This window comes from Kitasatospora griseola (assembly GCF_014648555.1).
Taxonomy (GTDB): Bacteria; Actinomycetota; Actinomycetes; order Streptomycetales; family Streptomycetaceae; genus Kitasatospora; species Kitasatospora griseola.
This window is the reverse complement of sequence record NZ_BMRI01000002.1, coordinates 165644-176903: the sequence shown is the minus strand read 5'-3', so window position 1 is coordinate 176903 and position 11260 is coordinate 165644. Positions and strand designations below refer to the sequence as shown.

At 69.3% G+C, this 11260-nt stretch carries 9 protein-coding genes; 5 read left to right on the top strand and 4 right to left on the bottom strand.

The window, feature by feature from the left end:
• The first annotated feature begins 28 nt into the window (after positions 1 to 28).
• The 3 genes from IEZ12_RS03310 to IEZ12_RS03300 all read left to right on the top strand — a co-directional run bounded on the left by IEZ12_RS03310 (position 29) and on the right by IEZ12_RS03300 (position 3951).
• Positions 29 to 1834: a glycoside hydrolase family 15 protein gene (locus tag IEZ12_RS03310; protein ID WP_189270700.1), complete on the top strand. Its 1806-nt coding sequence runs from the start codon at positions 29 to 31 to the stop codon at positions 1832 to 1834.
• Between the two features lie 26 nt (positions 1835 to 1860).
• Positions 1861 to 2886, top strand: a complete 1026-nt coding sequence (locus IEZ12_RS03305; RefSeq protein WP_189270699.1) for an alcohol dehydrogenase catalytic domain-containing protein — start codon at positions 1861 to 1863, stop codon at positions 2884 to 2886.
• Between the two features lie 192 nt (positions 2887 to 3078).
• A complete protein-coding gene (locus tag IEZ12_RS03300; RefSeq protein ID WP_189270698.1) occupies positions 3079 to 3951 on the top strand; it encodes a hypothetical protein in 873 nt (290 codons plus the stop codon).
• A 17-nt stretch (positions 3952 to 3968) separates the two neighbouring features.
• Here the strand turns inward: IEZ12_RS03300 and IEZ12_RS03295 are convergent, their stop codons facing one another.
• The 4 genes from IEZ12_RS03295 to IEZ12_RS03280 form a co-directional block, all read right to left on the bottom strand.
• Positions 3969 to 4853: a TIR domain-containing protein gene (locus IEZ12_RS03295; RefSeq protein WP_189270696.1), complete on the bottom strand. Its 885-nt coding sequence runs from the start codon at positions 4851 to 4853 to the stop codon at positions 3969 to 3971.
• A gap of 41 nt (positions 4854 to 4894) precedes the next feature.
• Positions 4895 to 5446 carry a hypothetical protein gene (locus tag IEZ12_RS03290; protein WP_189270694.1) on the bottom strand — a complete coding sequence of 184 codons (552 nt, stop codon included), beginning with the start codon at positions 5444 to 5446 and terminating at the stop codon, positions 4895 to 4897.
• Between the two features lie 302 nt (positions 5447 to 5748).
• Positions 5749 to 7764 carry an HAD-IIB family hydrolase gene (locus tag IEZ12_RS03285; protein ID WP_189270693.1) on the bottom strand — a complete coding sequence of 672 codons (2016 nt, stop codon included), beginning with the start codon at positions 7762 to 7764 and terminating at the stop codon, positions 5749 to 5751.
• Positions 7765 to 8139: 375 nt separating this feature from the next.
• Complete coding sequence (locus IEZ12_RS03280) at positions 8140 to 9063, bottom strand: carbohydrate kinase family protein (RefSeq protein ID WP_229847192.1); 924 nt, start codon at positions 9061 to 9063, stop codon at positions 8140 to 8142.
• Positions 9064 to 9204: 141 nt separating this feature from the next.
• On the opposite strand from IEZ12_RS03280, the gene IEZ12_RS03275 reads away from it, so the two are divergent.
• Positions 9205 to 9939 carry an SDR family NAD(P)-dependent oxidoreductase gene (locus IEZ12_RS03275; RefSeq protein WP_189270690.1) on the top strand — a complete coding sequence of 245 codons (735 nt, stop codon included), beginning with the start codon at positions 9205 to 9207 and terminating at the stop codon, positions 9937 to 9939.
• A gap of 286 nt (positions 9940 to 10225) precedes the next feature.
• Positions 10226 to 11260, top strand: a 1035-nt coding sequence (locus IEZ12_RS03270) for a UDP-N-acetylglucosamine 2-epimerase (protein ID WP_229847232.1), incomplete at its 3' end; no start/stop codon positions are given.

Sequence of the window (11260 nt, the reverse complement as noted above, 5' to 3'; positions counted from 1 at the left end):
GCCAGGCAGCACTGGCGGATTCGACCGGTTGGGCGGGTACCGGTACCCACCGATCTCCGAACACGGACTGATCGGCGACCTGCGGACCGCCGCACTGGTCGCGACGGACGGCACCATCGACTGGTACTGCTGCCCGCGCTTCGACGCGCCGAGCATGTTCGCGTCCCTGCTGGACGCGGACCGCGGCGGCCGCTTCGAGCTGGCGGCGGACATGCCGGCCCGGACCAGGCAGTTCTACTTCCCCGACACCAACGTGCTGATCACCCGGTTCTTCGCTGCGGACGGAGTGGCGGAGATCCAGGACTTCATGCCGGTCGTCGACGAGTCGCGCGAGGCGGACCGGCACCGGCTGATCCGCCGCGTGGTCAGCGTCCGCGGAACGCTGCCGTTCCGGGCGACGGTCGCCCCGCGCTTCGGCTACGGGGCGCAGCAGCACACGGTGGAGCTCGTGGACGGCCATGCGGTGTTCCACTCACCGGAGTTGGACGTCGCACTGACCGCCACCGTGCCGGTGGAGACCGACGGACAGGACGTCCTGGCGCACTTCAAGCTGCTGGAGGGCGAGTCCGCGGTGTTCGCCCTGGACCGGGTGAGCGACGCGATCGGCCCGCGGGCCTGCCCCAACCGGGAGGCGGAGCAGCAGTTCCAGGCCACCGTCCGGTTCTGGCGCCACTGGCTGTCCCAGTCGCGCTACCACGGCCGGTGGCGGGAGATGGTGCACCGCTCGGCCCTGCTGCTGAAGCTGCTCACCTACGCGCCCACCGGCGCGATCATCGCCGCCCCGACCACCAGCCTGCCCGAGCAGGTCGGCGGCGAACGCAACTGGGACTACCGCTACGTCTGGGTCCGCGACGCGGCGTTCTGCATCTACGCCATGCTCCGGCTGGGTTTCACCTCCGAGGCCGAGGCGTTCATGGGCTTCATCTCCGAGACCGGGATCATGCGCGGCACCGGCGAGAGCGGACCGCTGCAGATCATGTACGGCATCGACGGCCGCTGCGACCTCCCCGAGCAGGAACTCACCCACCTGGAGGGCCACTTGGGCTCGGCCCCGGTACGGGTCGGGAACGCGGCCACCGGGCAGCTCCAACTGGACATCTACGGCGCGCTGATCGACTCCGTCTACCTGTACGACAAGTGGGGCCAACCGATCAGCAGCGGGCACTGGGACGAGGTCGGCGCCGTGGTGGCCTGGCTCTGCGACCACTGGGACCAGCCCGACGAAGGGATCTGGGAGACCCGGGCGGGCCGCCGCGACTTCGTCTACTCGCGCCTGATGTGCTGGGTCGCGCTCGAACGGGCGATCCGGATGGCGAACCGCAGGGGCCTGCCCGCCGACCTGCCGCGCTGGCAGCAGGCCCGCGACGCGATCTACCGGCAGATCATGGCCCGCGGCTGGTCGGCCGAGCGCGGCGCGTTCGTCCAGGGGCTGGACGACAAGGTCCTGGACGCCTCCCTGCTGATGATGCCGATGGCCAAGTTCATCTCGCCCACCGACCCCAAGTGGCTGTCCACCCTGGACGCGCTCACCTCCGACCTGGTCTCCGACTCCCTGGTCTACCGCTACGACCCGACGGCCAGCCCCGACGGGCTGCGGGGCTCCGAGGGCACCTTCTCGATCTGCTCCTTCTGGTACGTCGAGGCGCTGGCCCGGGCCGGCCGGCTGGAGGAGGCCCGGCTGGCGTTCGAGAAGATGCTCACCTACGCCAACCACGTCGGCCTGTTCGCCGAGGAGATCGGCCGCACGGGCGAGCAACTCGGCAACTTCCCCCAGGCGTTCACCCACCTCTCGCTGATCAGCGCGGCCTTCAACCTGGACCGCGCCCTCGGCTGAACACCCCCTTTCCCAGGAGTGCTGACATGGGCACCTACCGCGTCATGCAGGCCACCGCCCCCAACGGTCCGCTGGAGCCGGCCGAACGCGCGGTTCCACCGCCCGGCCCCCGGCAGGTCCGCATCGCCGTCGAAGCCTGCGGGGTCTGCCACAGCGACGCGCTGTTCCTGAGCGGCGCGCTGCCCGGAGTCACCTTCCCCGAGGTGCCGGGCCACGAGATCGCCGGCCGGATCGAGGAGTTGGGCGAGGGCGCGACAAACTTCGGCTGGCAGACCGGGGACCGGGTGGCGGTCGGCTGGTTCGGCGGCAGCTGCGGCCACTGCCGGCCGTGCCGGGACGGCGACTTCATCGTCTGCTCCAACCTCAAAGTCCCCGGCTGGGCCTACGACGGTGGGTTCGCCGAGAAGGTGATCGCCCCCGTCGACGCCCTGGCCCGGATCCCCGACGCGCTGACGGCAGTCGACGCCGCGCCGCTGTCCTGCGCGGGCGTGACCGTCTTCAACGGCATGCGACGCAGCCCCGCCCGCCCCGGCGACCTGGTCGCGGTCCTCGGCCTCGGCGGCCTCGGGCACCTCGGCGTGCAGTACGCCGCCGCGATGGGCTTCGAGACGGTGGCGATCGCCCGCGGCCGCGAGAAGGCCGCCTTCGCCGAGCAACTCGGCGCCCACCACTACCTCGACAGCACCTCCGACACCCCCGTCGCCGCCGCACTCCAGGCCCTCGGCGGCGCCAAGGTCGTCCTGGCCACCGCCGCCAACGCCGACGCCATGACCGCCACCGTGGACGGCCTCGCCCCCCGCGGAGAACTCGTGGTCGTCGGCGCCGACACCACCCCCCTCGCCGTCACCCCGGCCCAACTCCTGATGTCCGCCCGCACCATCCGCGGCCACCCCTCCGGCACCGCCCAGGACGTCCAGGACACCATGGCCTTCAGCACCCTCCACGACATCCGCCCCATGACCGAAACCCTCCCCCTCGCCCACGCCGAGCAGGCCTACCAGAAGATGCTCACCGGCCGGGCCCGCTTCCGGATGGTCCTCACCATGGGCTGACGGATCGCCGGTCAGGCTGTCACGGTGGGCGCTCAAGCGCTACGTGTAGGTCCTTGGTTCGGGTTCACTGGGGGTGCGGATATCTGGCATAGATGGGGCGTAAATGGGCCCACAAGCGTGGCCGTTTCGATCAGAATTGATCAAATTCTGTCCAATGGTGGGGACTGAGGGCTGGGGCTTTATGATCAGAAGATGATTACAGCTGTCGACGGCCCAAAGGGGCCGGGTGAAGACCCAGTTTCGCGGATCATAAAGGTAACTCCTGAACTCGCCGCTACCTTTCTCTCTCGAGCTTCGGTCAATCGACGCTTGGACCTGGGGCGAGTGAGGTCCTTGGCGGCGGCCATTATTCGCGGTGAATGGAAGCTTACTCACCAGGGGATCGCATTCGACGAAAACGGCGCACTGGTAGATGGTCAGCATCGCCTCCATGCGATTATCGAGGCTAATGTTTCAGTGAAGATGCTTGTTGTCTACGGGCTGTCCGAGGACGTCTTTCCGGTTCTCGACTCTGGCAAGAGTCGGAGTGCAGCGGATGCCCTGCTGTTGACTGGTGCGAAGTATCGCCCCCTGCTTTCCGCCACCATCCGTCACGTGATCCTCTTCAAGGAGATGCCGAACGACCAATGGAACGGCGTCCGGGCCTACGTATCGAACGATCGGATTCTGGCTGGATACAAGGAAGACAAGGACAGGTTTGAGGAGTCAGTGAGCGTCGGACGTGAGATCTCGAGGCACCTGTTCGCAAGTCAGACGGCGGTGGCAGTCGGATTCTTCGTGACCACGGAGGTGGGGCCGGCCGCAGACGTTGACGAGTGGATTTCTGGTCTCCGGACGGGTGCCAACTTGGATCCTGGAGATGCACGGCTCGCGCTGCGAGAGATTCCTGGAGAAGCGCAGAAGCGGAGCTCCAAGCGGAAGATGGACCTGCGGGATCAGGTGTCTATTTACATCAAGGCATGGAATGCCTGGGTTGATCCGAATAAGGCTGGAGAGCTTCGGCTTCGACGCTTGAGAAAGGGGGAGCGGATGCCGATGCCCGTGCGGGTTGGGTTTGAGCGCTAAAGGATAATCCGGGACATTCACGAGGTGCCGCTGCGGGCAATTACCATTCCGGCTGCTTTCACCACAACTACTTCCCGACCCAGGGATTTGGCAACTCGCTCGACGAAGTCGCGTGAAATAGACTGCGAGGAGCTATTCGAATTTTGAACGAAAACTACTACGCTTTCATCCTCCCATGAGGACCGGATGGCTTCCCAGCCGATCTTCGCGAATGATGATGCGATGAACTTTTCTTCAGTGATTCGGCGGACCTCCCTGGATGGCCGTCGAGGCTTCCCATCTGCCTGCAGCGAATATCTTTCTATGTCTGCCAGGCGGTGATCGAGCTGTCGGGCGATGAGGAGGATCTCCTCGGTCATATCGGCCTCGGAACGCTCAATCGCATTCGAGGTACTGTCCCCCGGTGTAATTGAGCTGATATTTTCTATGGCGCTTTCGAGCTCTGGCCAGCTCCTGTGGAAGGCGCGGTCCAGCCTTTCGCGCGGGATTGCTAAATGCCCCGAAGCGCCATTTAGGTCAACCAGGAGTTTCTGTACATCGTCTTTACTGTGTCCGACGATCGCTTGAAACTGGCTGAGAGGGCTGATGAGGTCAGTTACTCTCATGTCGATAAGGAATGGAATGACGTAGCTGTCGTTGACCTGCTTAGAAAGGGCTCCGGCTTCAAAATTTATCCAAGTGGAAGCTTGATTTTCCGGGGTGGTGCAAATTATCCCAAAATTTGCTTCCGAAAGCTCATCGGTTATCTGTCGCACTCCCCTCCTCCCTGCGGAAATGTCCAGGCTCGAGAACCATGGTTCGATATACTGAAGGACGTCAGGGAGCCAGTTCCAAAGAGCTTCTGCAGTTTTCTTGGATCGCTCACCGGACCAGCTCAGAAATATCTTGATTGCAGTCTCCATTTACTTCTCTGAGTAGGGAAATTGAACTATCCTAGGCTGGACTATCGTGCCGCCTTGCTGAGCAGTAAAGCCTGTTCCGCCTTGAGTGCCCCGTATGACTCGCGGACATACGACGGGAATCTGCTTCCCGGGTGGCGGATCGGAGCGGATTTACTTGGGCCGATATCGTTCCAGTTTGCCAGCAGGAGATCGTAGCTTGCCGCGTGTGCGCAAAACTCCAGAACTACTGGTGGCATTTCTTCCCCGATAATAAGATCGCCTCGGGCAGTGATGATCTTTCGCATCTCTTGAGCTGCAGGAGCGAAAACCAGCTCCACCCAACTGCGCCACTGGGCATCCTCCAGCGCCAACAGCGGTGCATCTGCTGAGGCGTCGTCGTTGCGTACAACGTGGTGCGTGCGATATTCGCTCCAGGCCATCTCGTTCGTTTCGGTGAGGACGAGAAGCGGGCCGTATAGATCTTTCAGTTGGCTGTTGACCCACTCGATTCGCGCTCTCCTCAGAGATCTACGGGTCTCTCCGTGGTGGTTCAGCCAGTAAGCTAGAACGGCAATCAAAATGCTGGCGCAGGCGGTTACCAGTGCTGCGGTCATCGGAATCTCCATGGCGCTGTTCGTGTGATATTGAAGCATGGAGAACCGCGACCTGGCTACCGTGCGGTCACGACTAGTTGCGGTGCGTGAGTGGCTGTCGGGGAGGTCCAGTAGATAGAGTGTTCGAATTCCCGCGATGCAGCCGTCTTCGATGACGGAGGTTGACACGAGCCCCAAGGTCCGGAACGACCGAGCCGTTCGCGTTGGAGCGTGTGGCAGGAATGCCGGAGCGCTGATCGCCCGTGAGTGGCAAGGGCTGCATGCGGTCCGCTGGGCTGGTGCGGGGCAACAGGGGCGGCCAGTCAAATTCTCTGCGAGGCCTGCCGGATGGCGTCGATGACGTGGGTTGCCCAGTCGACCGGGCGGTCGTGGCCGAGGAGGGTGGAGAGGTGGGTCATGCGGGTGCGGCGTTCGGTGGGGGTGGTGGTGAGGGCTCGGGTCAGTTGGGTGGTGAGGTCGTCGGGGGAGTGGGGGTCGGTGAGGAGGGCGGCGGGGGCGAACTGGGTGGCGGCGCCGGTGTGGTGGGAGAGGACCAGGATGCCCGGGTGGGGGAGGGTGGACTGGGCGGCGATGAACTCCTTGGCGGTCAGGTTCATTCCGTCCTGGAGCGACGTCACCCAGAAGACGTCGGCCGCCAGGTACTCGTCGACCACCTCGGCGAACGAGAGGCTGTGCGGACGGTAGTCGACGGGTTGCCAACCGGCCTGCTGCCAGCGGGCGTTGACTTCGGCTATCCGGTGTTCGAGCAGGTCGCGGGTGGTGTCGTAGGCGGTGATCCCCGGTTCGGGCGGCGGGCAGATCAGGCGGAAGGTCACCCGGCCGCGCAGGTCGGGGTGGGTGGTGAGCAGGCGGTCCAGGGCGTCGACCTTCTGGACGGGGGCCTTGGCGTAGTCGAGGCGTTCGACGGACAGCACCAGGTGGTCGACCGGCGGGCGGGGCGCGGGAGTTCGGGTCCGGGCGAGGGCTTCGACGGCCGGGCGGTCGACGCCGAGCGGGTGGACCCCGGTGCGGGGCGGGGAAGGGAGGGCGCGGCGGAAGTGCGATGCGAAGGCCGCGGTGTGGAAGCCGGCCCAGTCGAGGCAGGCGAGGGAGGCGCGCAGTTCGGCGGCGACCGGGAGGGTGGCGAACACCTCGGGGGCGGGGAACGGCGTGTGGTGGAACAGCCCGATGCGCAGGTCCGGTCGGGCGGCGCGGAGGAGGCCGGGGACCAGCCAGAGGTTGTAGTCGTGCAGCCAGACGGTCGCGCCGGGGGCAGCGCGAGTGGTGATGTGGTCGGCGAAGCGGGCGTTGACGGCACGGTAGGCGGCCCAGGAGTCGGCGTCGAGGACAGAGCGTTCCGGCTCGGACATCAGCACCGGCCAGAGGGTCTCCTTGCAGGCCCGGTGGAAGTAGCCGCTCCACTGCTCGGCACTCAGCGGGACGAGCGAGACCCGGTCGAGGGGCGGCGGCGCCGGGGCGGAGGTGGCGGCGACCCAGAGGCCCGGTAGGCCGTCGGCGAAGACGCTGGTCAGGGTGGGCAGGATGCCGTTGGGGCTGGCCGGCGGCCGGTGCTGCGGGGGCGGGCGGTGGTAGCCGACGACGAGTGCGTGCCGGGCCGGCGGCGGGGTGACCCAACCCAGAGCCTGAAGGGCCGTCAGGATGCCTGCCGCGCCGGGCCGGTCGGGACGGTGGACCAGCGGGTCGTTGCCGACCGCCGCGTCGAACGCGGCTTCCGCACCGCCCACGACCACGCCGTGCGTGCCGAGCCGGAACAGCGACAGGTCGTTGAGCGAGTCCCCGGCCACCAGGATCGACTCGGCCGGCCAGTTCAGCTTCTCCGCCAGCGCCCGCAGCGCCCCGCCCTTGGACGCCTCCGACGGCAGCACGTCGAAGTAGCGGTCGCCCGAGTACACCCAGGCCAGTCCCAACGCGGCCACCGCGGAGGCGAGTTCGTCGGTGAGCCCGTCCGGGTCCAGGTAGTACGAGCAGCGGCCGTCCTGCGGCACCTCGTCCTGGTACCGGAGCGCGGGGAAGCGCTCCAGTGCGGCCCGCACCTGCGGCGCTCCCGGCCAGCCGGCGCGCAGTTGCCCCTGCAGAGGTTCGACGGGGGAGAAGTCGACGCCGTCGAGGAGGGTGGCGCCGACGTCGGCGATGATCCACCGGGGGCGCGGGACGAGCGGGTCGCGCAGCACCTCCCGGGCGGAGTCCGGCCCGCGGCCGGTGGCGAACACCACCGTCACTTCGGGGTGGCGGGCCAGTGCCTCCCGCAGCCGCAGCCGGTCCTCGGCGTCGCCGCCGAGCAGGGTGCCGTCCAGATCCGTGACCAGAATCCTCGACATTCGACGGACGCTAACACGACGACCGGATGTGGTGAAGAGGTCACGCGGGGGTGCTGAGGAGGCGCTCCAGCCGAACTCCGCCGCGCGCAAGGGCCGCGCCCGGGCCCGGACGGCGGCGGATCCGCGGACCGTGGGCCGTGGGCCGTGGGCCATGGGCCGGGAGGGCTCGGCCGTCCAGCCGGCCGTGGACGACGGTCGGGTCGAAGCAGCCCGCTGCCATGGTGTCCATGGCGGGCCGCCGCCCGCCGGGGCGAGGTCCGCCGGAGGAGCCGTGCGGCGGGACTTCAAGGGCCGTCGTGTGCAGGGCGCGGGCGAGCCCCCCGGGGCGGTCGTCGGCCGAAGTGTCGCCGAGAGGGTGGCGACCGTCCCCGCTGGTCACGGGAGTCGCGCCAGCCAGCTCGGGAGCTCCGCCGCGCGCAGGGCCGCGCCGGAGCCGGGGCCGGTGACGGCGGCGGAGCCGCAGGCGGCGGCGACGGCCAGGCAGGCGGGCAGGTCGTGGCCGGACAGCAGGCCGTGGACGAGGCCCGCGTTGAAGCAGTCGCCGGCCGCCGTGGCGTCCACGGCCCGCACGGGCACGGCGGGGGTGTCGTACCGTTTGCCGCCGCGGACCGCGACGGCTCCCCGGGCGTCGCGCTTGACCACCAGGGTCGGTACCAGCGCGGCGAGTTCGGCGATCGCGTCGTCGAGGTCGGCCGCACCGGTCAGCCGGAGGGCCTCGGCGGCGTTCGGCGTGAAGACGTCGACCTCGGCGAGGATGCGGCGCACCGCCGGGTCCGTGAGCGAGGCCGGAACGTCGTGGCAGTCCATCACCACCAGCGCGCCTAGCTGCCCGGCAGCCCGAACGGCGGCCAATGTCGGCTCGTCCCACAGGAGTTGCGGGAACATCAGGATGCGCGGGCGGTACTGGCGCAGCAGCGGGACGAGTGGCTGCGGCGCCACCGCGTCCTGGTAGCTGACCATCGCCCGGTCGTCCGGCCCGGACAGCGCGACGGTCAGGCTCCGCACCGGGCCCGGGTGGTGCCGGAACGCCCGCTCGTCCAGACCCTCCGCCCGGGCCGCCGAGAGCACCTCGGCGCTGAACACGTCCGTGCCGAAGTCGACGCTCCACACGGCCGTCCGCCCGAGCCGGTGCACCGCCATGGCCAGGGTGTACGCGCCGCCCGGCACCAGGGCGAACCCGTCGGCGAACACCTCCCGGCCGGGCTCGGCCGGCCGGGGCAGGCCGTGGAACACCAGGTCCGCGAAGTAGGGCCCCGCGATCAGGACTTCACAGTCGTGCTGGTCGGCATCGCGCTCCATCGGAGGAGCATACGGCCGTGGCGGGGGCTCCGATCGGGCCATCTTCGGTCGTTCACGGGCGGGTTCCGGCCGTTGCCGGTGGGGGCCGGGGCAGCATCGGCCCGTAGGCGGAGGTGGAGGCGGGGTCGGAAGGGAGCAGGGATGTCGGACTGTTCGAGTGCGCTGGTGCTCGGTTCGTCGCGCGGGATCGGGGCGGCGACGGCGCGGGCGTTGGACGCGCAGGGGTGTCGGGTGGTGCTGCACGGGCGGACGCCGAGTGCGGGGCTGGTCGGGTTGGGGCGGGAGCTGGGGGCGCCGACGGTGGCGTTCGACCTGGCGGACGCGGCGGCGGTGCGGCGCGGGGTGGCGGACGTGGTGGCCGAGCACGGGCTGCCGCAGGTGGTGGTGTTCAGTGCGGGCGTGAACCGGGTGGTGGCGTTCGAGGAGGCGTCGCGGGCCGACGTCGCGGACGCGTTCGGGGTGAACGTGTGGGGCGCGGTGGGGGTGCTGCAGGAGCTGCTGCCGAAGATGGTCGCGCAGGGTGGCGGCGCGGTGGTGCTGGTGTCGTCGATCCGGGGCGTCGACGGCCTGGCCAGTGACCGGACGGTGTTCTACTCCATGGCGAAGGCGGCGCTGGGCAACCTGACCGTCTCGCTGGCCAAGCGCTACGCGCCGACCGTGCGGGTCAACGCCGTCGCCCCGGGCTTCACCGTTACCGACATGGTCGCGACCTGGGACGAAGGGGCGTGGCGGCAGGCCCGCGGCAACCTGCTCGGGCGGCCCGCGGAGCCGGCGGAGGTCGCCGCGGCGGTGGCGTTCCTCGCCTCGGACGCCGCCCGGCACATCACCGGCCAGACCCTGGTCGTCGACGGAGGGTACGGCCTGGCCGGCAAGTAGCGCACGGCCGGCAGGTGGAGCACGGCCGGCAGGTAACGCACGGCCCGGCCGGAAAGCAGCGCACGGCCCGGCCGGCCAGCGGAGCGCCGCCGACCTCACTCGAAAGAGTGGCGGCGGCGTCGCCGTGCCCGCCCTGCCGCCCCGGGAACGGGCCAGGTAGGCGGGCCCGGCGGGGTCGTGCGGCCGATCGGCGCAACCGCCGGTTCGGCCCGCGCGGGCCGAACCTAGGCTCCTCGGTAGCTCGACGAACAGCTGGCGACAGCTGGGAGGAAGGCAGGTGGGAGACATGGACACCGGCCCGACGATCACCGTCTATCTGGGCGCACGGCCCAACACCCCCAAGGTCTGGACGCTTCAGCAGGCGGTCGGCAAGATGCGCGCGCCAGGCGCCGCCTGGTCGTACGTGCACACCGGCCAGCACTTCGACCCACGCCTCGGGCAGGGCCTGTGCGACGAGCTCGACCTGCACGTGGACCGGTGGCTGCGCTGCGGCGACGCCGCCAGCGACGCCGAGCAGCTCGGCCGGCTCTGCGCCCTGGTCGAGCGCGACCTCGACCGGCACCCGGCGGAGGCAGTGGTGGTGGTCGGCGACGTGAACTCCACCGTCGCCGCCGCGCTGGTCGCCGCCCGCCGGGGCACCCCCGTGATCCACCTGGAGGCGGGCCTGCGCTCGCCCGACCGCACACCCGAGGAGGCCAACCGCCGCATCGTCACCGCCTGCACCGACCATCACCTGGCCACCACCGCCGAGGCCGTGGACGCGCTGCACGGCGAAGGCGTGCCGGCCGGGCAGGTGCACTTCGTCGGCAACCCGATGGCCGAGTGCCACCTCGCGCACCACGACCCCGACCGGGATGCCGCCGTCCTGGACGGCCTCGGCCTCACCCGCGGCGGGTACGTGCTGGCGACGCTGCACAAGCCGGCCGCGCTCAGCCACCCCAAACCGGTGCTGGACGTGCTGCGCGACCTGTCGACGCACGGCCTGCCGCCGGTGCTCCCGCTGCACCCGCGGGCCGCGGCGCACCTGGCCGACCACGGCCTGCTCGACGGCGGCCTGCGCGAACGGGTGCTGCCGCCGCAGCCGTACCTGACCTTCGGGGCGCTGCTGCGGGGCTGCGCGTTCGTGGTGACCGACTCCGACGGCGTCCAGGAGGAGGCCGCCGCCGCCAAGGTCGCCTGCCTGGCCACCGTGCCCGGCAACGCCCGCGACGTCACCCGGGCCTGCGGCAGCACGCACTTCGCCGACAGCTGGCTGCACCTGCCGACCCCGCGGATCCTCGCGCTGGCCGCCGACCGGCCCACCCGCCGCCCCGAACGCTGG

Excerpts from the sequence above, each read along its gene's own strand:
- IEZ12_RS03275 (WP_189270690.1), top strand. The coding sequence starts at position 9,205 with ATGTCGGACTGTTCGAGTGCGCTGGTGCTCGGTTCGTCGCGCGGGATC.
- IEZ12_RS03300 (WP_189270698.1), top strand. The coding sequence starts at position 3,079 with ATGATTACAGCTGTCGACGGCCCAAAGGGGCCGGGTGAAGACCCAGTT.
- IEZ12_RS03290 (WP_189270694.1), bottom strand. The coding sequence starts at position 5,446 with ATGACCGCAGCACTGGTAACCGCCTGCGCCAGCATTTTGATTGCCGTT.
- IEZ12_RS03305 (WP_189270699.1), top strand. The coding sequence starts at position 1,861 with ATGGGCACCTACCGCGTCATGCAGGCCACCGCCCCCAACGGTCCGCTG.
- IEZ12_RS03280 (WP_229847192.1), bottom strand. The coding sequence starts at position 9,063 with ATGGAGCGCGATGCCGACCAGCACGACTGTGAAGTCCTGATCGCGGGG.
- IEZ12_RS03295 (WP_189270696.1), bottom strand. The coding sequence starts at position 4,853 with ATGGAGACTGCAATCAAGATATTTCTGAGCTGGTCCGGTGAGCGATCC.
- IEZ12_RS03285 (WP_189270693.1), bottom strand. The coding sequence starts at position 7,764 with ATGTCGAGGATTCTGGTCACGGATCTGGACGGCACCCTGCTCGGCGGC.